16 protein-coding genes are annotated in these 21,075 nt (G+C 65.4%); 10 read left to right on the top strand and 6 right to left on the bottom strand.

Annotated features, from left to right (window positions below; all coding sequences use genetic code 11):
• Positions 1 to 84 precede the first annotated feature (84 nt).
• Positions 85 to 699 (top strand): ArsR/SmtB family transcription factor, encoded by a 615-nt coding sequence (locus QRN11_RS00310; RefSeq protein ID WP_091422531.1) that lies wholly within the window; start codon positions 85 to 87, stop codon positions 697 to 699.
• Between the two features lie 21 nt (positions 700 to 720).
• Here QRN11_RS00310 and QRN11_RS00315 read toward each other — a convergent pair whose 3' ends face one another.
• Positions 721 to 2,076, bottom strand: a complete 1,356-nt coding sequence (locus QRN11_RS00315; RefSeq protein WP_285249408.1) for an alpha-hydroxy acid oxidase — start codon at positions 2,074 to 2,076, stop codon at positions 721 to 723.
• A gap of 105 nt (positions 2,077 to 2,181) precedes the next feature.
• Between QRN11_RS00315 and QRN11_RS00320 the strand changes: the two genes are divergently transcribed.
• On the top strand, positions 2,182 to 2,892 hold the full coding sequence (locus tag QRN11_RS00320) for a FadR/GntR family transcriptional regulator (protein ID WP_285249409.1): 711 nt from the start codon (positions 2,182 to 2,184) through the stop codon (positions 2,890 to 2,892).
• 88 nt (positions 2,893 to 2,980) lie between these two features.
• Here the strand turns inward: QRN11_RS00320 and QRN11_RS00325 are convergent, their stop codons facing one another.
• Positions 2,981 to 4,015: a LacI family DNA-binding transcriptional regulator gene (locus QRN11_RS00325; protein WP_091422525.1), complete on the bottom strand. Its 1,035-nt coding sequence runs from the start codon at positions 4,013 to 4,015 to the stop codon at positions 2,981 to 2,983.
• A 376-nt stretch (positions 4,016 to 4,391) separates the two neighbouring features.
• Here QRN11_RS00325 and QRN11_RS00330 point away from each other — a divergent pair, with 376 nt between their 5' ends.
• The 5 genes from QRN11_RS00330 to QRN11_RS00350 are packed head-to-tail and all read left to right on the top strand — an operon-like array spanning position 4,392 to position 10,339.
• Complete coding sequence (locus tag QRN11_RS00330) at positions 4,392 to 5,837, top strand: Gfo/Idh/MocA family oxidoreductase (RefSeq protein WP_285249410.1); 1,446 nt, start codon at positions 4,392 to 4,394, stop codon at positions 5,835 to 5,837.
• 27 nt (positions 5,838 to 5,864) lie between these two features.
• Positions 5,865 to 6,830: an NAD-dependent epimerase/dehydratase family protein gene (locus QRN11_RS00335; RefSeq protein ID WP_285249411.1), complete on the top strand. Its 966-nt coding sequence runs from the start codon at positions 5,865 to 5,867 to the stop codon at positions 6,828 to 6,830.
• Positions 6,827 to 7,732, top strand: coding sequence for a 5-dehydro-4-deoxyglucarate dehydratase (locus QRN11_RS00340; protein ID WP_285249412.1), 906 nt, complete (start codon positions 6,827 to 6,829; stop codon positions 7,730 to 7,732). The genes QRN11_RS00335 and QRN11_RS00340 overlap by 4 nt, the downstream gene beginning before the upstream one ends.
• Entirely contained in the window at positions 7,732 to 8,835 is a 1,104-nt protein-coding gene (locus QRN11_RS00345) for a mandelate racemase/muconate lactonizing enzyme family protein (RefSeq protein WP_285249413.1), read from the top strand. Before QRN11_RS00340 ends, QRN11_RS00345 begins: the two co-directional genes overlap by 1 nt.
• Positions 8,825 to 10,339 (top strand): aldehyde dehydrogenase (NADP(+)), encoded by a 1,515-nt coding sequence (locus QRN11_RS00350; protein ID WP_285249414.1) that lies wholly within the window; start codon positions 8,825 to 8,827, stop codon positions 10,337 to 10,339. The genes QRN11_RS00345 and QRN11_RS00350 overlap by 11 nt, the downstream gene beginning before the upstream one ends.
• A gap of 215 nt (positions 10,340 to 10,554) precedes the next feature.
• On the opposite strand, the gene QRN11_RS00355 is transcribed toward QRN11_RS00350, so the two are convergent.
• The 4 genes from QRN11_RS00355 to QRN11_RS00370 all read right to left on the bottom strand — a co-directional run bounded on the left by QRN11_RS00355 (position 10,555) and on the right by QRN11_RS00370 (position 16,701).
• Entirely contained in the window at positions 10,555 to 11,703 is a 1,149-nt protein-coding gene (locus QRN11_RS00355; RefSeq protein WP_285249415.1) for a M24 family metallopeptidase, read from the bottom strand.
• On the bottom strand, positions 11,700 to 13,808 hold the full coding sequence (locus QRN11_RS00360; protein ID WP_285249416.1) for a DUF6807 family protein: 2,109 nt from the start codon (positions 13,806 to 13,808) through the stop codon (positions 11,700 to 11,702). Before QRN11_RS00360 ends, QRN11_RS00355 begins: the two co-directional genes overlap by 4 nt.
• Positions 13,809 to 13,956: 148 nt before the next feature.
• Positions 13,957 to 15,225, bottom strand: a complete 1,269-nt coding sequence (locus QRN11_RS00365) for an acetylxylan esterase (protein ID WP_285249417.1) — start codon at positions 15,223 to 15,225, stop codon at positions 13,957 to 13,959.
• Between the two features lie 207 nt (positions 15,226 to 15,432).
• The gene (locus tag QRN11_RS00370; RefSeq protein ID WP_285249418.1) at positions 15,433 to 16,701 is read right to left on the bottom strand and encodes an ABC transporter substrate-binding protein; all 1,269 of its coding nucleotides are present in this window, start codon (positions 16,699 to 16,701) and stop codon (positions 15,433 to 15,435) included.
• Between the two features lie 375 nt (positions 16,702 to 17,076).
• Here QRN11_RS00370 and QRN11_RS00375 point away from each other — a divergent pair, with 375 nt between their 5' ends.
• The 3 genes from QRN11_RS00375 to QRN11_RS00385 all read left to right on the top strand — a co-directional run bounded on the left by QRN11_RS00375 (position 17,077) and on the right by QRN11_RS00385 (position 20,564).
• Positions 17,077 to 18,021, top strand: a complete 945-nt coding sequence (locus tag QRN11_RS00375; RefSeq protein WP_159828263.1) for a carbohydrate ABC transporter permease — start codon at positions 17,077 to 17,079, stop codon at positions 18,019 to 18,021.
• Entirely contained in the window at positions 18,011 to 18,955 is a 945-nt protein-coding gene (locus QRN11_RS00380; protein ID WP_091424687.1) for a carbohydrate ABC transporter permease, read from the top strand. The genes QRN11_RS00375 and QRN11_RS00380 overlap by 11 nt, the downstream gene beginning before the upstream one ends.
• A 241-nt stretch (positions 18,956 to 19,196) precedes the next feature.
• Positions 19,197 to 20,564 (top strand): ABC transporter substrate-binding protein, encoded by a 1,368-nt coding sequence (locus QRN11_RS00385; protein WP_285249419.1) that lies wholly within the window; start codon positions 19,197 to 19,199, stop codon positions 20,562 to 20,564.
• The last annotated feature ends 511 nt before the right edge of the window (positions 20,565 to 21,075 follow it).

Below are 21,075 nucleotides of genomic sequence, written 5' to 3' on the forward strand. Positions count from 1 at the left end.
CGCTCCCGCCGGCCCGCTTCCCAATGGCTTGGCCCGGCGAAATAGTTGATGCCTTTCGGCGTATATGTCGCTAGGGTGGGAGGCATGGTGACAGACGACGTATTTGCCGTCATAGCGGAATCGACCCGGCGGGACATCCTGGCGTCCCTTCGTTCCGGGGACAAGGCCGTGGGGGAGCTCGTGGAGGAACTGGCAGCTAGCCAGCCCACCATTTCCAAGCACCTGAAGGTCCTGCGTGAAGCACAGCTGGTCAGCATGCGGGCCCAGGGCCAGAAGCGTTATTACGCGCTGAACCGCGAGCCGCTGGAGGGGATTGCCAGCTGGCTTGAAACGTTCGACGTCGGCTCGGCAGCTCCCGCAGCGAAGTCACCTGCCGCCCCTGCGCGCGTTGCAGATCCGGAGGAAGAGGCTCCCGTCGTCCCGGCAGGAGCCGGTGGACCAGCCCCGCGGCGGGAAGCACCGGAGAAGGAACACGCCACGGCCGACGCCGTGGCAGCGGACGCTGTCTCCGCCGGTGTCCTGGCGCCCGACGGCGCCGACCTGAGTCCCGCCGTCGTTATTCCGGGCGGAACGGCTGCCGCCCTCAGCGACGACAGCGTCCCGCAGCAGATCGGCCGCACAGTGGGCCGGGCGGCCACCAAGGCCGCCGACCTCCTGGCGAACCTCCCCAACCTCCCCAAGTTCGGCCGGAAGAAGTAGCCCCGTCAGTTGGGGTGTGACCTACTTGTTGAGCAGGCGCACGTGGTCCGGGGTGAGCTCGGAGATCCTGCTGACGCCAAGCAGCGCCATGGTGCGTGCCATGTCCTTCTCGAGGATCTGGAGGGTGCGGTCCACACCCGCGCGGCCACCGGCCATCAGGCCGTACAGGTAGGCGCGGCCGATCAGCGTGAAATCGGCGCCCAGGGCCAGGGCGGCCACGATGTCCGCGCCGCTCATGATGCCGGTGTCCAGCATGATCGCAGCATCGGTGTTGTCCGCTGTGAACGCCTGCTTGACCTCGGGGAGCAGGTGGAACGGGATGGGCGCACGGTCCAGCTGGCGGCCGCCGTGGTTGGACAGGACCACACCGTCGGCACCGTGGTCCACCACGCGGCGGGCGTCCTCCACGGTCTGGATGCCCTTGACCACCAGCTTGCCCTTCCAGGTTTCGCGCAGCCAGTCCAGGTCCTCGAAGGTGAGGGTGGGATCGAACATGGAGTTGATGAGGTCCGCCACAGTGCCGGTGTAACGGGAGAGCGAGGCGAACGTCAGCGGCTCGTGGGTGAGGAAGTTGAACCACCAGGCGGGGCGGTAGGACGCATCCAGCACGGTCTTTACCGTCAGCGCCGGCGGGATGGTCATACCGTTGCGGACGTCGCGGAGGCGGGCGCCGGCCACTGCGGTGTCCACGGTGACCATCAGGGTGTCGTTGCCCGCCCTGGCGGCGCGTTCGATCAGTTCCAGCGACCGGTCGCGGTCCGTCCACAGGTAGAGCTGGAACCAGTTGTGCCCGTTGGGTGCGGCGGCGGCAACGTCCTCGATGGAGGCCGTGCCCATGGTGGAGAGGGTGTAGGGGATGCCGGCTGCCTCGGCTGCCTGGGATCCGGCGTATTCGCCTTCGGACTGCATCATCCGGGTGAAACCGGTAGGTGCGATGCCCACGGGAAGGCGGGAGGGCTTGCCGAGGATCTCTGTGCTGAGGTCGATGCTGGAGACGTTACGCAGGATGCCGGGGCGGAATTCGATGTCGAGGAAAGCCTGGCGGGCGCGGCCCAGGGTGATTTCCTCTTCGGCAGCGCCGTCGGTGTAGTCAAAGGGGGCCTGCGGGGTGCGGCGCTTGGCGATGTCCCGCAGTTCCCAGATGGTGCTGGCCCGCTTGAGGCGTGCTTCCTTGCTGAACTCTGGCTTCTTGAACTGCATCAGGGGTGCAAGGTCGGAGTATTTGGGAATGCGGCGCTTCAACGCAGCAGGCACGGCGGAGGCTGCGGGGGCCGGCCTGCCGGCGGGGATCCCGGCAGGCGCAGGCGCGGCCGGAATGTCGGTCGCGTCCGGTGCAGGCGCGGTTTCCGGGTTGTTGGGCTGGATGGTGTGGGTCATGGCGTCCTCCGTTGGGCCGTGGGCTGGGTCCTTGGTGCACGGACCGGCTGTGGTCTAACCACACTCTAAGGCATGTGGTCCAACCACATCAACTACTATTGCTCCATGAAGACCCACCAACTTGTCCTCAACTGGATTGAGACCGAGCTTTCCGAGGGGCGCCTGGCAGTGGGCGGACGGCTGCCCGCAGAGCGTTCCCTCGCTGAGCAGCTGCGGGTGTCACGCACCTCGGTCCGCGAGGCCATCAGGATCCTTGAGGCGATGGGCGTGGTGCGGGCCGGAGTTGGGTCAGGCCCCGACGCCGGGACAGTTGTCATCTCGGATCCGACAGCGGCACTCGGCTCGGCCCTGCGGCTGCATGTGGCCACGCAGCACCTGCCCGTGGCGGACATCGTGGAAACGCGCGTGCTGCTCGAGTCCTGGGCTGTGTCCCATGCCAGAGCGGATTCGCCGCAGCTGGCGCTGGCCGCCAGGCTCCTGGAGGAGATGGATGGCGACGCGGTAGGCGTGGATGAGTTCCTGGCCCTGGATGTCCGTTTCCACCTGGCCCTTGCGGACGCTGCCGGCAACGCCGTGGTCAGCGCGATGATGGGCTCCCTGCGCGAATCCATCACCGGCTACGCGTCCCGGCTCACGGCCAATCTGCCGGACTGGGACACTACGGCAGGCCGGCTTCGGGCGGAACACCACAACATCCTGGCCGCCGTTCGGAGTGACGACGGCGAACGGGCGGGGAAGCTTGTTGCCGCCCATATCGAGGGCTACTACAAGGAGGCGGGGGTGGCCTCCGGAGGTACGGTACCGGCCCGTCCCTGACCATCGGGTTTTTAGGCAGATATGCAGACTCGGATGCCGTTCAAGTCGGCATATCTGCCTCAAAACTTCAGGGGTTTGGAGCAGGCTGTCAGCCGTGCACCGTTGAGCGCGGCGCCTTGGCCGGCCCGCTGCTGGCCCTGACCTGGAGCCGCGGCTGGTACCGGCTGCCTGGAGCGTCGTTGTGCTCTTTGCGGATCAGCGCGCGGAGTTGGTGCCAGGCCTGCTCACCCAGCTCGGTGATGGGAACGGCTGCCGTAGTGAGGGCCGGGGTGGTGTATTTGGCGAACGGAATGTCGTCGAAGCCGGTGACGGAGATATCGCCCGGAACATCGAGCCCGCGCTCATGCAGCCCGCTCATCAGGCCCATGGCTACCAAGTCGTTGAAGGCAAGGATCCCGGTAGCGCCGCTTTCCAGCACGGCGTCCACGGCACCGTGTCCGGTGTCGAAGTCAGAACCGCCTTCAAGCATCCGGACATCCACCTGCGGATGGGCAGCCATAAACGCCTCCAGGCCCTTGAGCCGCATGCCGTTGGAGGCGCTGCGCGGCGGCCCGGCAAGGAATGCCAGGCGTGTGTGTCCGAGGTCCACGAGGTGTTCGGCGAGGTCCTGCACGCCCTGTCCGTAGTCCACCACCAGGCTGGGAACATCCGGCGCCGCCGTGGTCCGGTTGATCAGCACCAGGGGGTTCAGGGAGGGCGCGATCTCCTCCAGCTCGGCGTCCGTCATGCGGGGCGCACACAACACCAGGCCGTCGCAGCGCCGGCGGGCCTCGCCGGCGAGGATGGCTTCTTCGCTGGACACCTCGAAGGAGTCGGCGATGAGTACGCGGTAGCCATCCTGCGCGGCGGCCCGGCTCAGCCCGCGCAGGATTGCCTGGAACGTAGGGTTCGCGAGGTCCGGGACCACAATCCCGATGGTGTCGGTCTTGCCCAGTGCCAGACTGCGGCCCACCGGGTTGGGCTGGTATTTCAGTTCTGCAGCGGCAGCGCGGACGCGGGCGGCGATGTCCGGGTCCACGGTGAAATTCCCGTTCATGACCCGGGACACGGTGGCATGGGAAACCCCAGCCTTCACGGCAACATCCGCGATGCCAATCCTGCCGGTTGCCGATCTCCTGACCATTGTGGTCCCTTCCTAGGCGCTGCGGGCCTGAAGCCCTGCGCGTGCTGCTGCCATGGTAGTTCTCCTGCCGTGGCAGGGTCCTGCCGCCTTTGCCCGACGGACTACTGCCAGCATATAACGCAACGGGAAAGCGATTTCTAACCTTTTCCCAAGTTTTCCCACAAGTTTTTGGCTCTCCAGTCCAGCGGGGATGGCCACAGGATTAGAAAACGCTTTCTCTCAGTGCTGATAATGGTTGACGGATACCGCTTCCGGTTGGTACAAATCTATTAGTGATCTGAGAAAACGCTTTCTTGGACGGGTGCAGCAGAGCGCCACAGATTGAATGTCAGAGGCCGCCGGCGCGGCCAGGTAATACCTTCCGAAAGGCACCCTTATGGTCAACACAGCCGAGTCCAGTACTGCTGCCGGAGCGGCAACAGCCGCTGACACCAGCACAGCCCTGGACGCTGCAGCCGGACATGCCGGGAAGGCCCGCATCGCGCTGATCGGCACCGGCGGACGCTCCGAGATGTACATCCGGGCCATCTTCGGCAAGCACGCCGACACCGCTGAACTCGTCGCATTCTCGGACGTGAACCCGGGCCGGGTGGAGTTCTACCAGCAGCTCATCCAGGAACTCGGTGCGCCGGGACCCGTCGCCTCCTTTGATCCAGCAGACCTCACCGCCTTCATCCAGGCCAACAACATCGACCGCGTCATCGTCACCACGCCTGACTACACCCATGCCGACTACATCGTGGAGGGCCTCCGCGCCGGAGCGGACGTCGTCGTCGAAAAGCCCCTCACCATCGACGCCGAGGGCTGCCGCCGGATCACCCAGGCCGTGCACGAGACCGGCCGCAACGTGGTGGTTACCTTCAACTACCGCTACTCGCCGCGCAACAGTGCGCTCAAGGAAATCATCCAGAGCGGCGTGATCGGCAAGGTCACCTCCATCGACTTCAGCTGGGTCTTGGACACGGTTCACGGCGCTGACTACTTCCGCCGCTGGCACCGCGAGAAGAAGAACTCCGGGGGCCTGCTCATCCACAAGGCCTCGCACCACTTCGACCTGGTTAACTGGTGGATCGACGACGTCCCCGAGCGTGTCTTCGCCTCCGGTGGACTCAAGTTCTACGGCGACAAGAACGCCGCCGAGCGCGGCCTGGGCCCCCGCCCGGAGCGCGGCACTCCCGACGCCGATGCCCCGGCGACGGCGGAGAAGGATCCCTTTACCCTGGACCTGCGCGAGGACGAGCGGCTCAAGGCCCTCTTCCTGGACAACGAGCACTATGACGGCTACCGACGCGACCAGGACGTCTTCACCGGCGGCATCACCATCGAGGACAACCTCGCGCTGGTGGTGGAGTACCAGGGCGGGCCGCGCCTGAGCTACTCCCTGAACGCCCACAGCCCGTGGGAGGGCTACCGTGTTGCCGTCAACGGCACCGAAGGCCGGGCCGAGCTTGAGGTTGTGGAACGCGCCGCGGTCACCAGCAGCACGGACAAAAAGACCGTGGTTGACCCCAGCGCAACGCCCATCGAGGAAGAAGACGCCATCCGCCGCAACGGCGAACGCCTGGTGGTCCAGCGCCACTGGGAGGCAGCCTACGAGGTGCCGATCGTCAACGGCGAAGGCGGCCACGGCGGCGGCGACGAGCTCCTGCTCTCCGACCTCTTCAACGGCCCGGGCGAGGACCCGCTGGGCCGTCCGTCCGGCTACCTGGACGGGCTCCGCTCGGTCTCCGTGGGTATTGCCGGCAACCGCTCCCTGGAAACCTCCCTGCCCGTACGCATCGAGGACCTGGATCTCGGCGTCGACCTCCGCCGCGGCAAGTAACCGCAGCACCGGACCCGAAGGAATAACATGAGCAGGATTTTTGTCACTGGCGGCTCGGGCCGCCTGGGCCGCAGCGTTGTGGCCGGGCTCGCCGAAAAGGGCCACCACGTGATTTCGGTGGACCGGGATGCCGTTCCGGCTGACCAGCTGCCGGCCGGGGTGGTGCAGGAAACCGCAGACCTCCTGGCCCCGGGCGAGGCTCTGCGCCTCCTCCGCGAAACCACGCCCGACGCTGTCGTCCACCTCGCGGCCATCGCCGTACCGTTCAGCGCGCCAGAGGACGTCATTTTCGCCACGAACACCCGGCTCGCCTTCGCCGTGGTCAGCGCAGCGACGGAAGTGGGCGTCCCGAAGATCGTGACGGCCAGCAGCCCCACGGTGCTGGGCTATGGCTCACCGGCGGGCTGGCTGCCGCCGTCGTTCCCGCTGGACGAGCGGACGCCGCCGAAGCCGTGGAACGCGTACGCGCTGTCCAAGCTCATCGCCGAGCAGACCGTCCAGGCGTTCGCCGCAGCACAGGGAGAGAAGATCCGCTACGCGGCCTTCCGGCCCTGCTTCGTGATCTCCCCGGAGGAATGGGAGGGCGCGCCAACCCAGCAGGGCCACACCCTCGCCGAACGGCTGGCCGATCCCGCCCTGTCCGCACCTGCGCTGTTCAACTACGTGGATGCCCGCGACGTGGCGGACTTCCTGGACCTGCTGCTGGCGAAGATGCCGTCCATCCCCAACGGGGAAACCTTCTTCGTGGGGGCCGCTGACGCCCTGGCCACGGCACCCCTGGCTGAACTGATGCCCAGGTTCCTGCCCGGAAGCGAAGCACTCAGCGCCGGCCTGACCGGCACCAGCCCGGCCTTTTCCATCGCCAAGGCGCAGGAACTCCTGGGCTGGCAGCCCACGCGCAGCTGGCGCACAGAACTTAAGTCCCACCCCACCCTCAACGACGAGAACTCCGCGCTGGTCACCGCCGGCAGCGGAGCCAAGGAGACACCATGAAATTCGACGGCGTACTGTTCTTTCCCGTCACCCCCTTCACGGCCGAAGGCGTCGTGGACGTGGAACTGCTCAAGGAGCACATCAGCTCGCGCCTTCCTTTCGGGCCGGGAGGCGTTTTCCCCGCCTGCGGCACCGGTGAGTTCCATGCCCTCAGCATCGAGGAGGTCCGCACCGTGGTGACGGCCGCCGTCGAGGTTGTTGCCGGAAAGGTGCCGGTGGTTGCCGGAGCCGGCGGACCTCTCGGCCACGCCATTGCTGCCGCCCGCGCTGCCGAAGAAGCCGGGGCTGACGCCCTCCTGGTGCTGCCGCCATACCTGGTCACCGGGCCCACCGATGGGCTCGTGGCCTACATCGAGGCGGTGGCCCATGCCAGCAGCCTCCCGGTGATCGTCTACCACCGCGGCAACGCCAAGTTCACCGCGGCCTCGATGGCGCGGCTGGCCGCCAACCCCAAGGTCATCGGCTTCAAGGACGGCCTCGGTGACGTGGGCCTGGCGCAGGAAATCGTGTCCGCGGTCCGCGCGACGGGGCGCGACGACTTCGCCTTTTTCAACGGCCTCCTGACTGCCGAACTGACCCAGGGCGCCTACCGCGGCCTTGGCATCCCGCTGTACTCCTCCGCCGCGTTCGCCATGGCCCCGGAAATCGCCAAGGCCTACTACGACGCCTACATCGCCGGTGACGAAGAGCGGCGCAACGCACTGCTGGAAGGCTTCTACGCTCCGCTGGTCCGCCTGCGCGACCAGACCCCGGGCTTCGGTGTTTCCCTCATTAAGGCAGGCCTGCGCTTGGCTGGCCTGCCTGTCGGGTCCGTACGCCCGCCGCTGGTTGACCCCACCGAAGAGCAGCTCGTGCAACTGAAGGCCATCCTCGCCAAGGGCTACGAGCTGGCCGGCCGCTGATGAGTGTCCTGGCCGCCGAAGCGGTCCGCACGGTACCGCGCATCGCGGGCCTGACCACCCGGCTCATCACCGTTCCGCTGCGCCGCAGCTGGGGCGTGGAGGCGCCGGAGAACCACGTCATCGTCACGCAGGTCCACACGGACGACGGCGGCGCGGGGCATGGCTTTTCCTGGACGCCCACCATTGGACCCCAGGCAGTTAAGGCACTGCTGGACCACGACGTCGCCCCTTTCATCGCCGGGTTGCCCGCCAACCCCGAGGTGGTCTGGGACGCGCTGTGGAAACGGCTGCACGAGGCCGGCGGCGGGGGACTGACCACTATTGCGATGGCAGGCGTCGACCTGGCCCTGTGGGACCTGCAGGCTACCCGCGCCGGCACCTCCGTTACCGGATTCCTTGGCCAGCGGCAGGAGTCCGCCGAGGTCTACGGCTCCGGGGTAAACCTGCACTACAGCCTCGACGAGTTGGTGGCCCAGACCGAACGGTGGGTCGCCGCGGGCCACCATGCCGTGAAGATCAAGGTGGGCAAGCCGGACATCCACGAGGATGCCGAACGCGTAGCCGCCGTTCGCTCCGTCCTGGGTCCGGGCCGGAAGCTGATGATCGATGCGAACCAGCGCTGGGACCTGCCCACCACGCTCCGGGCCCTCGATGTCCTGTCCGAGTTCGGGCTCGAGTGGCTGGAGGAACCCATCCGGGCGGACGACCTGTGGGCCTACCGGAGGCTCCGCAAGCACTCGCCGGTGCCGATCGCCCTGGGTGAAAACCTCCACACCATCTACCGCTTCCGGGATTTTATTGAGGCGGAAGCGGTGGACATCATCCAGCCCAACATCATTCGGGTGGGAGGAATCACCCCGTTCCGGCGCATTGTTGAGCTGGCCAGGACCAACAGCATCAAGGTGATGCCGCACCTGCTCCCGGAGCTGTCCGGGCAGCTGGCGCTGACGCTCGCGGAGCCCACCCTGGTGGAGGACGTGGAGGAGGCATCCTTTGAACAGCTGGGGATCCTGGCCGGCCCGTCGCCGGTCCGGTTCAGCAACAGCCGGGTGACGCTCGGGGACCAGCCGGGGCTCGGCTTCCGCTTCCGGGATGCACCGTAAATTTGCGACCTGCCGCACTGAAGAACGTACAACTACAGAACAGGTACCTGACGTGACAACTGCAACCCTCTCACTGTCCGAGCTGACGGCCGCGGCCACGTACGCTGCCAAAATCTCGGCGGCTGCCTCCGATGCCCAGCGGGCCGGCTGGCTCACCGCCGTGGCTGATGCTTTGGACGCGAACGCCGCCGAACTGGTGGAGATCGCCGATTCCGAGACCAGCCTGGGCACCACCCGCCTCACCGGTGAAGTGGCCAGGACCACCGGCCAGCTGCGCCTGTTCGCCCGCGTGATTACTGAGGGCTCCTACCTCGAAGCAGTAATCGACCACGCCAACCCGGACGCCACTCCACCCACGCCCGACCTTCGCCGTATCCTCCGGCCCATTGGGCCGGTGGCGGTATTTTCGGCGTCGAACTTCCCGTTCGCGTTCTCTGTAGCCGGCGGCGACACCGCCTCGGCGCTGGCCGTGGGCTGTTCCGTGATCGTCAAGGCCCACTCCGGCCACCTGCGCCTCTCGGAACGGACCGCTGAAATTGTGGCTGAGGCACTGCGTAATGCCGGAGCGCCGGAAGGAATCTTCGCCTTGGTATCCGGCCGCGAGGTGGGAACAGCCCTGGCCCAGGATCCGGCCATCAAAGCCGTGGGCTTCACCGGCTCCATCCCCGGCGGCCGCGCCCTTTTTGACCTCGCAACATCCCGTCCCGAGCCCATCCCGTTCTACGGCGAACTGGGCAGCCTGAATCCGGTGGTGGTCACAGAGGCAGCGCTGGCAGAACGCTCCGCCACGCTGGCCGAAGGGCTCGCTGGCTCTTTCACCCTGGGCGCCGGGCAGTTCTGCACCAAGCCGGGGCTGGTCTTCATCCCGGCCGGAACGGATTTCGCCGCACAGGTGGCGGAGGCCAGCAAGGGCAAGCCGGCGCTGGGGATGCTCACCAGCCGTATAGCCGAGGCCTACCCGGACGGCCTGCGCAGCTTTGCATCGGTGCAGGGTGTTGAGGTTGTCAGCGGCACCGTGGACCAGGACGCCGTGGCCAACGGTGCAGCCCCGGTGGTCTTCTCCACTACCGCCGCGAAGGTTCTGGAAAACCCCGGGCAGCTGCTGGAAGAGTGCTTCGGCCCCACCACCATGCTGATCGAATACACGGACCGGGCGGAACTGTCGGCGGTGCTCGCCAAGGTTCCGGGCAGTCTCACCGCCACAGTGCACGCCCAGCCGGGGGAGGACGTTTCCGCGCTTGTGGAGCATTTGTCTGAACTCGCAGGCCGCGTGCTCTTCGACGGCTGGCCCACCGGCGTGGCCGTCAACTGGGCGCAGCAGCACGGCGGCCCCTACCCGGCCACCACCTCGCTCTTCACCTCGGTGGGCGCGACGGCGGTCCGTCGGTTCCAGCGTCCGGTCGCCTACCAGGACGCACCGGCGTCGGTCCTGCACCCGGCGCTGGTGGACAGCAACCCGCTGGGCATCCCGCGCCGCGTGGACGGCGACCTCATCCTTCCCTAGCAACGCTCGCTCACTTGATGTGGCTATAAATCCAACGCTCTATCACTTGATGTGGCAATAAACCCAACGCTCTATCACTTGATGTGGCAAAAAATCCAACGCTCCATCAGTCGATGTCGGGCTGGACGAAACGCTCTCTCAGGCGTTTGCCGGTACTCCGGCTACGACTGAGAGAGCGTTTCGCGTTTTAGCGCATTAAGTGAGAGAGCGTTTGATTAGAGCTGGAGAATCGCCGGCCGCTGGAGGCCGTTCACCGTTGTCACGGGCCAGCGCGGATCGACAGTAAGGACCTGCAGGCCTGAGGCGGTGAGCTGGACTGTGTCTTCGATCTTGACGCCGGGTCCGGACGGGTTCCAGGTGAAAGCCTGGTTCAGGACAACAGTGTCCGTTGCGGATGCGGTGACGCGGGGATCCCGGCCTGCATAGCCCGCGGGGCCGCCCTGGTGGTGCTGTTCCCATTGGTCCGGACCGAAGCCGTGCCGGGCGTACGCTGCCTTGATCTCGGCAAAGATCCTGTCCAGCCGGGCACCGGGGACGGTGGCGTCGAAAATGTCGGCCTCAACCGCTGCAATACGTGCCTCGGCGTCCCGCTCTTCCGGTGCGCCGCCGTCGAACCTTACCCAACGGGTGATGTTCGCGACCAGGCCGTCCCTGCGGGCACACACCACAGCCATGGCACGGCGGCCGAGGGGCGAGTGCGTGGCCAGCGGGTGCCGGAACCCGCTGCGGCTGCTGCCGTTGCACAACAGGACCAGCGGCTCTGCGCCGGCGGCAACAACGCGGGCGGCGAGGGCGGACACCAACTCAAACTCGGTGGTTTCCGGCCGGGCCGCCGCGAGCACATCCGTCATGATCACGGCCACCTCGGCGCTGAGCTCGGCGTAGCGCGCGCTCTCCGCGGGGAGGAGTTGCTGGCGGGCTGCGCGCAGTTCAGCCGCCGCATCAGCTTCGGCCAGCGGTGCCGTGCCAGCTCCAGCAGTGCCACTTCCGCCTGGACCCCCTACGGCAGTCCCGACGGCGGCAGCCGCCTCGTGCAGGTTGCCGTACCAGGGCACGGAATGCAGGGCGACGCCGGCGGGCAGTTCTTCGGCAGCGATCCGGCCGGCTTCGTTGTTGAAGGTGACGAGGTGGTCGCCGTCGCGGTCCACGAGGAGGGCGGCGATGGGATCGCCGGCCAGGCTGATGTGGACCCGGCTGCCGTCCAGGTACCAGGTCAGCGCCGTGTTGGTGGTCAACAGCAGGGAGTCGCGGCCCTTCGCATCGAGGATGTCCAGGACCCGCCGGCGTTTGATGGCGCGGTCTTCTGCCGATGCGGGGGCAATTCTGCCCGCTAGCGTTGTGGTGTCAGCTGTTGTCTGGCTCATGAACGGTTCCCCTGCCGGTTGATCAATGCTTCGATGTCTGCTGTGTCCAGGATGCCGTCGGCCACAAATACGGTGATGCTGCGCTGGACGGGATGGCCCGGTTCAGCGATGACCGGGGTGTCCCACGCCAGCGACTGGCCCACGCCCGGGTATCCGTCCACCCGGACGAACCAGGGGTCCGTGGATTCCGCCGCCGCCACAAAAACGAGCGTGGCGCTGCCAAATGACGTGCCGTCGTCGGACTGTCCGGCCGCCAAAGGTTCCGTCCCGAACTTTCCCGACCAAGCGAGCCAGGGCGTCACTGAACCGTGCACGCCCGACTCGCCTTCGCCCTCCGGCGTCCACACCCTGGCGCCTTCGCACCCGGGCAACCGCCAGAAAAACCCGCCGTAACCGCCTTCGTGCCGGCCATTGGAGCCCGGGCTGCCCAGGCTGACTGGCTTGTCGCCGGCGGGGGAGAGGGCGAAGTCGAGGGACAGCTGCCAGGTGGACGGGCTGACGCCGGACCAGGTCCAGGTGCGTTCCTCGGCCAGGACCGGGGCGCCGTCGGGCCCGTTCCAGCTCAGCGTCTCCTGCAGCCGGCCCTCCTGACCGCCTGCTGCGGCAGCCGTCTCCTCAACCGAGGTTGCCGTGATAGTGCCGTGGTCCGGGCGCCAGATGTACTGGCCGGCCGCACGGGTGTAAGTACGACCGCCCCAGAAATTGATGCTGTCCACGTCCTGCAAGGCCACGCCGACGCCGACGTGCCAGACGTGGTCCAGCGGCTGGTGGTCCGTGACCACGATCCCCGAACGGGTCCGGACAGGGTGCAGATAGGGCCGCGGGGAAGACACAGCGCGGATGCGGCTGCCATCCTGGTACTCCGCCACCTCCTGCCCGTCCAGCGTCATGGTGCGGGCCGGCGGCAGCTTTCCCGCCCACGGGACGCCCAGTTCGGCGAAGGTGGCCTGGGCTTTGGCGGCACGCTCCAGCAAAGGCCCGATTCCATGTACTACCGGATGGGCATCGTCGCCCTCGCCTTCCCAGGTGATGTGCTCCGGACCGATCTGCTGCGGTGCAGGTGCAGTGCGGATGGCTTCCAGGACGGTGGTGAAGGCGCCGGTGTGGGGCAGGGAACACAGCAGCGCGGCGCCGGTGGACCGCGCGTCCAGCAGGTTCTCCAGCAAGTCGGTCCGGCCGAAAGTCTCACGGCGCTCGCCGTCGGCGGTGCTGATAAGCACCTCGTCTTCGGTGTAGAACAGGGTGATCTCACCCAAAGTGCCGTGCACAGTCACGGACGGGTTTTGCTGTTCGGGTGCGCACAGTGTCAGGCCGCAGAGCAGGGTGGTGCCGGCGGCGGTGCGGACGCGCAGGATGGAGGTGTCGTCGCTCTCGGTGTCGTGTGCCCGGTACAGGTCTGTGTCCACCGACTCCACGTCGCCAATGGTCCGGGCTCCCGCCATGTGGAGAGCCGTGGCCACCGCGTGTGCGAGGGCATTCGTAGCCACGCCATCCACAACGTCGATGCCGTCCAGGCTGCGCTTCCCGGCCCAGCGTGACCGCTTGAAGTAGGCCTTGCTCCGCACCCACTGCCCCTGCGCGCTCAGTCCGAGGACATCACCGATGCCGCCGGCTTCCACGAGGGTCCGGATGGCGGGCAGCGCGTGGGAGCCCAGGCTTTGGAAGCCCACCTGGACCAGCCGGCCTGCGGCCTCGACCGCCGTCAGCACCTCCTCGAACTGGGCGAGTGAGGCCACCGGCGGCTTTTCCACATAGACGTCCTTGCCCGCTGACAGGGCGGCGAGTGCCAAGGGAGCATGGGTCTGGATGGGGGTGGCAAGAATGACGACGTCGACCCCCGGGTCTGCTGCCAGCAGCTGCGCCAGGTCATCGAAAACGGCTACTGACTCTGCCAGCCGGCCCTCCGCCGGCGGGTTCGGGTCCGCCACGGCAACAAGCTCGACGGCGCCGGCTTCCTCGAGTCGCGCCAGATTGGCCAGGTGCCGTTCACCGAAGCCGTGGACGCCTACCAGGGCTATGCGGGGAACGGCATGGGCGGCAGGGGCGGGAGGAGTGCCCCCAGCCGGGTGGGTGCTGTTTTCCGCGGTGGCGGATGGTCGAGTCATGAGGAAGGTCCTTGGTTACAGAAGGGGAAGAGTGAACTGAAGGGAAAGTTTGAAATTGAAGGGGGCGACTGACTGGGATAGCCATTTGAAGGTGGTTTGGAAGGCGAGGAAGGGCTAACGGGAGGTGGATTGGAAGCTGGGGGGATTGCTAACTGGAGGTGGAATGGCGGCTGATGCTGGATTCTGCAGTGGATGATGGGTGGTGCAGGGTCGCGGCGAGGAAGTCGAGTGCTTCCTCCTGCATTCCGGAGGTGAACACGTGGCCGCCGGGCCAGAAGCTTCCGGTGTAGGTTCCCGGTGGGTGCAGCGACTCGAGAATGGTGTGGGCCTGGCGCATGCCGTCTTCGGGAAAGAGTTCGTCAGCCAGTGCGTACTGCACCAGCAGCCGGCTGGCAGCTGACCTTGCGGTCAGCTCCGGCCAGTCACCGAGGCGCCATAGGCCTGGAGTCTGCAGCAGCCAGGAATGCGCGTCAAGGTGGGCGGGCAGCAGCGACTGGAACGTGGTCATCATGCAGGTCACCACGTAGCTCCGGATCCTGGGACTCAGTGCGGCGAGGGTCAGGGAGCGGCCGCCGCCGCCGGAGAAACCGATGCAGCCCAGCCTGTCCTGGTCCACATCCGGCAGTCCAGCGAGGATCTCCAGGGCTGCGAGGTCGTCGTGGGCCACCATGCCGGCCAGGCTGGTGCCCAGCAGGCCCGCGGTTTTGGCTACGGTGTCCTCGTGGAATCCGGCTGCGGCGTTGTACACGTCTGCGTCGGAGGCAGCTACGCCGTCCTCCCGCCATTGCGCCTGACGCGCCTCAAGTGCGGAGGCCGTCCGCCACGGTGGGACGTCGAGGTTGAAGCGTCGGCTGCCCCAGGCGAAGGTGTCGTGGGCCAGGACCGCGAAGCCGCGCCGTGCGATGTCCGTGGCGAGCGCGTGGCCGTCGTAGTGTCCGGTTCTCGCTTTTTCCGCGGAGGGATGGGACTCCGGAAGTTCCACCAGCCGGTCGGCGCCACCAAACTTGTTGCCGCCGTGACAGTGCAGCGCCAGGATTCCGGGCAGGGGACCTGCAGCGCCGGCCGGGCGAATCAGCCAGCCAGTGGTGCGGGGACCGAAGCCCAGCTGCCAGCTGAGCTGGGAGGTGGTGACGCCGTCGTACGTTTCCTCCCAGTGGACGGTCAGGTCCGGCGACGGCGGTGCAGCGGGTGCGTCGGGCATTTCGGGGCCGCTGGGAACGCTGGGCTCGGTGGGAACACCCAGCACGCCAGACAAGCTGGGCACGCCCAGGGCGTCCGCGAGTTCCTGGGCCGACGCGCTGGCAGCCTGGTGCCGAGGGTGTTTCTGGACGTAGGCAGGCCAGTCCTCGTAGCCGGCGATCGCGCTGGGCCGGGGTGGGTGGGCCTGCTGGGACAACTCAACATCGGGCTGGGACAACTCAACATCCGGACCCCGCCCAGCATTGGTAGGCAGACCAGCATCACGAGGCAGCCCTGTCTCAAGGCTCAGTCCGGTCCCACCTCCCAGCGCAGTCTGACCTCTCGGCGCAGCGCTGTTCTGTCCGGCAGTGCGGTTCACTGGCCTGCCTCCTGTTCGCACGGTTCTGTAAGGGCGGATATTGTCACGGTGGGCCTCAGCCCTGGACTAGCCAAGGTTCGAGTTGACCTCTTGGATAAAGCCCTTGGCGGCGTCCCGCGGGGAGATCTTTCCGAACAATACATCCGTGTTGAACCGGTTGAGGACCTCCATGGTGGCGGACGATCCGGCGGGGAACGGCAGCGGCGGCTCGATCTTCATTTCGGCCAGGCGGTCGAGGTACTTAGCTTCCTTCTGCTGGGATTCCTTCAGGAGGGGAGTGATGGCGGCCTTGAGTTCCGTGTTGGCGGGCATGCCCCGGTCGCTCTTGATCTTGGTGGCAGCGTCAACGTTGTTCACCAGATAGTTGATGAACAGGGCCGCTTCCTTAGGGTGCGCCGACTTGGAGGAGATGGCGTATTCCATGGAAGACCGCAGCCATGATCCCGGCTGCTTGCTCTCGCCGGGCAGCTTCATCATCACCAGGGGCGAGCCCGAGTAGGAGTTCATCTGGTTGCTCCAGGAGATCTTCATGCCCTGTTTGCCCTGGCCCATGAGGGTCATCTCCGGCTGGGCGGAACCATCCTCAACCGTCTGGGATGCTGAGGGGGCGCCGCCGGTTTCCATGAGCCGTTTGTTCAGCTCGAACCATTTGGTGGCGGTGTCCTCGCTGATGCCCAGCTTCTTACCGTCATCGGTGTAGAGGTCCTCACCGTTTTGCCGTGCCCAGACGGCCAGGAACGAGTCGTTGGACATCGGGGTTGTGCCGAAGGTTCCGGCCGGGGATTTTTTCGTGATTTCGGCGGCGATGTCCGCGTAGTCGTCCCAGGTCCAGGTTTCATCGTCCGGCAGTTCCACCCCGGCGGCTTCGAAGACTTTCGGGTCGATCACCATGGACATGGCATTTACACCGGCCGTGATGGTGTACTGCTTGTCCTCGATTTTGCCCAGCTCCACGGTTCCCTCGGCGAACTTGGAGGTATCGATCTGGTCCTTGACCTTGTCCAGGTCCAGCAGGACGCCGCGGGTGGCGTACTCGCTGGGGTACGCGCCGCTCATGGCGAAGACATCCGGAGTGGTGCCGCCGGCGATCTGGGTGGCCATCTTGTCCCAGTAGGAACTGAATTCGGTGTTCTCACCCTGCACCTTGATGGTGGGGTTTGCGGCCTCGAAGTCCTTGATGACCTCAAGCGTGGTCTTGGCCCGGGAGTCGTTGCCCCACCAGGCGAAGCGGATGGTGACGGGGTCCTCAACCGTCCCTACCTTTCCGGCTTCGGTGCTGCTGCCGCAGCCGGTGAGGGTCAGCGCAAGTGCTGCTGTCGCGCCGACTGTTGCCATTGATAGCTTTGTGAGACCAAACCGCATTGTCCTGCCCCTCGGTAAGTGATTCCGGATGATGTGACGCCTGCTACAGAAAGCGTTTTCTCAAAAACTAACAAAGGGCTATACAAGAGTCAAGAAACCGTTTACTTTGGTACGGAGCCGCTTTTTCAAACGCACCACCGCACGTGGCGCATAGGACGATCGCCAGCCGTTGCCAGCTTCTGCAGGAAGCGGGTCGGGGAGGGATGCGTCTTATATCGCTTGCGGTTACCAAAACGTGGAGGCCACGATGACCAAAGGAGACCACATGGCCGCTAAGCACATACCCAGGGCACCGCGCCCGGCAGGAATGCCGGCTGCAGCGGGGAAGTTCGGAACGGGGCTGACGCAGTGAGCGCCATTAGCGAACTGAGCTCGTTCTCCCGGCGCAAGGGCAAAGCCACCGCCGAAGAGAAGAAGGCCAACGGCCGGGACAACAAGGCCGCCTACATCTTCCTGCTGCCGTGGCTGGTTGGCCTGGTGGCCATCACCATTGGCCCCATGCTGATGTCCCTCTACCTGTCCTTCACGGATTACAACCTGCTCCAGCCGCCCGAATGGACGGGGCTGGAGAACTTCACGCGGATGCTCACGGATGCCCGGCTGCACAACTCACTGCGGGTGACCTTCACCTACGTGTTTATCGGTGTGCCGCTCCAGCTCGCCGTGGCCCTGCTCATCGCCCTCGTCCTGGACAAGGGGCTGCGCGGCCTGCCTTTCTACCGCTCGGTGTTCTACCTCCCTTCACTGCTGGGTGGTTCGGTGGCCGTGGCCATCCTGTGGAAGCAGATCTTCGGCACCACGGGCCTTGTCAACCAGGTCCTTGCCATGTTCGGCATCCAGGGTCCGGGCTGGATCTCGGATCCGAGCACTGCGCTGGGTTCGATCATCCTCCTGCACGTCTGGACCTTCGGCGCCCCGATGATCATTTTCCTTGCCGGCCTGCGCCAGATCCCGAACATGTACTACGAGGCGGCAAAGGTCGACGGCGCCACCACTCTGCAGCAGTTCTGGAAGATCACCATGCCGATGCTGAGCCCCATCATCTTCTTCAACCTTGTGCTGCAGATCATCGGTTCTTTCCAGTCGTTCACCCAGGCGTTCATCGTCTCGGGCGGCAACGGCGGGCCCTCGGACTCCACCATGTTCTTCACCCTGTACCTGTACCAAAAGGGATTCGGCCAGTTCGACATGGGCTACGCGTCCGCCATGGCCTGGGTCCTGCTGCTGATCATCGGCGTCTTCACCGCCATCAACTTCATCGCTTCTAAGTATTGGGTTTTCTATGACGACTAAGCTTGAGACGCTGCCCGCCCCGGACAAGAAGTCAGGCGCCGGCAAGCCTACGAACCACCGCAAGCCCAAAGTCCGGGAGTCCCGCGGCACCTTGGCTTTCAGCCGCTCGCAGCGGACCAAGGCCCTCATCAAGCACGCGATCCTGATCCTTGCCGGCGGGCTGATGATCTACCCGCTGCTGTGGATGGTGGTGTCCTCGCTGCGGCCCAACGATCTGATCTTCCGCGAGCCCGGCCTGTGGCTGAACAGCCTGGAGATGGGCAACTACACTTCGGGCTGGTCAGCACTTACCCACCCGTTCGGCCACTACATGCTCAATTCGGCCATTGTGGTCATCGGGTCCATCCTGGGCAACCTGATCTCCTGCTCGATGGCCGCTTACGCCTTCGCCCGGCTGCAGTTCACCGGCAAGAAGCTGTTCTTCGGCATCATGCTGCTGACCATCATGCTGCCGTTCCACGTGGTCATCGTGCCGCAGTACATCCTGTTTTCTCAGATCGGCTGGGTGAACACCTTCTGGCCGCTGCTGGTACCCAAGCTGCTGGCCACTGATGCGTTCTTCGTGTTCCTGATGGTCCAGTTCATCCGCGGTATCCCGCGGGAGTTGGATGAGGCCGCCAGGATCGACGGCGCAGGCCATCCTCGCATCTTCCTGCGGGTCATCCTGCCGCTGATGGTCCCGGCGCTTGCCACCACCACCATCTTCACCTTCATTTGGACCTGGAACGACTTCTTCGGCGCCCTGATCTACTTGACGGACCCCGACATGTTCACCGTTCCGGTAGCCCTTCGGGCCTTTGTGGACTCCCAGTCCGCCACGAGCTGGGGATCCTTGTTCGCCATGTCCATCGTGTCCCTGCTGCCCGTGTTCCTGGTCTTCCTCTTCGGTCAGCGGTTCCTCATCAAGGGCATCGCCACCACCGGCATCAAGTAGGCGCTGCGGCTGGTCCTGCCAGCTTCCTCACGGCGCCGCGCCGGGCCCTGCTGGAAACGGCCCGTCATTCGACGGGCCGTTTCTGCCGCCGGAAGAGTTTTGAAAAACATCTTGTGATACAAGTTACTAACTTGTAGCATTAGATTCAGAAAACGCTTTCCAGTGTTTCGCCCATAGTTGTTTACGAGTTCATTCCCCCATCGCATCCCCAGCAACATGATCAAAGAAGATCGGAGTACCAGTGCCGCTTTTTTCACGCTCTGCCTCTGCTGCAACCAAGCAGCCGGCAGCAACACCATCGACGGGCGTACGCCGCCCCTTACGTAAGACCGGCGTTGCAGCAGCCGCGGCCGCCGTCGTCATGGCTTTGAGCCTGAGTGCCTGCGGCGCGGGATCCGGCCAGCAAAGTTCCGACGGCCCCGTTGAACTGCGGTTCTCCTGGTGGGGCGGCGACAAGCGGGCCCAGCTGACCCAGGAAGCCATCAAGCAGTTCGAGGCTGAGAACCCCAACATCAAGGTCAAGCCGGAATTCGGCGACTGGAGCGGCTACTGGGACAAACTGGCTACCCAGGTTGCTGCCAATGACGCACCGGACATCATCCAGATGGACGAAAAGTACATCACCGAGTACTCCAGCCGGGGCGCCCTTCTTGACCTCTCCAAGTACGAGATCGACACTTCCAAGCTCGACGAAGCCGCCCTCAACGCCGGCAAGGGCGAAGATGGCCTGACGGGTATCGCGGCCGGCATCAACGCAGCCACCATCCTGGCCAACCCCAAGGTGTTCGAAGCCGCCGGTGTCCCACTGCCGGACGATTCCAAGTGGACCTGGGAGGATTTCGAGCGGATCGCCGCTGACATCACAGCCAAGTCCCCGAAGGGCACCTACGGTGCGGCCGCTTATGGAACCGATGAGGCGTCGCTGGGCGTATGGCTCCGCCAGAACGGCAAATCCCTCTACACCTCTGACGGCAAGCTGGGCTTCGAGCCGGGCGACATCGCCGAGTGGTGGGCGTTCCTGAAGGAGCTCAGCGAGAAGAAGGCAGTTCCGTCCGCGTCCGAGGTGGTAGAGGCTGAGGCCGCACCGCTGGACCAGAGCGGTCTCGCAACCGGCAAGAACGGCATGGCCTTCTGGTGGTCCAACCAGGCTCCCGCACTGGAAAAGGCATCGGGTGGAGACCTCAAGATCCTGAGGTTCCCCACCAAGTCCGGTTCCGCCGATGACGCCGGGCTCTGGTACAAGGCATCGCAGTTCTGGTCGGCCTCTTCCCGCACCAAGCACCCGAAGGAAACCGCCAAGTTCATCAACTTCCTGGCCAACAACGTCAAGGCCGGCGAGGCACTCCTGGCCGACCGCGGCGTCTACCCCAACTCCGAGGTCCGGGCAGCCATCGAACCCAAGCTGACCCCCTCCGACGTCAAGGTGGTCAAGTTCATCGACCAGATCAAGGATGAGCTCGGTGAGGCTCCGGCTCCGCCGCCGAAGGGTGCGGGCGCGATCCAGGAAATCATCAAGCGATACACCTCCGAGGTGCTCTTCGAACGGCTCTCCACTGAGGAAGCAGGCAAGAAGGCGCATGACGAGATGAAGTCCGCAATCAGCAGCTAGTCTTCACACCGCCAACACGGCTCTGGACAACTTGGGTGGATGCCTCCTCCGCTCATAAAGTCCGACGGCGGGTGGCAGCTCCGTCCCGGCGGGAACCTTCGGTTCCTCCCGGGACGGAGCTGTTTAAGGGGCTTTCTGCTCGTTACTCGTTAAGCGGATCACTCCATGTTTGCGGCTCACGTCCGCAACAACGAAGGGGAACTCTTCCGGCCGGTGCTTTTGCCTCGCATGCGCCACGGCCGGGCCGCTAACCCTGCTATTGCCAGGCGGCAGAAGGAGGCCGGGGCTTCAGTTGTTGGGGATCCTGTATTGGGCGGCGATTGAGAGCCCAATCAAAGTCCGTGTGCGTACCGTCTCACAGTTGAGCCGTACTCAAGACACCCTGCAAAAGTCTCGGCTGTCGGTGCACGTGCACGTGCACGTGCCCGACGCAGCGCTGAGGTTCCGTTTTTGCGTGTGGTTTATTCGCGCGGTGTTGGTGGTGGGGGTGGTTTGAAGTAGGTGTTTTGTT

The sequence above is a fragment of the Pseudarthrobacter sp. fls2-241-R2A-168 genome (assembly GCF_030209335.1).
Classification (GTDB): domain Bacteria; phylum Actinomycetota; class Actinomycetes; order Actinomycetales; family Micrococcaceae; genus Arthrobacter.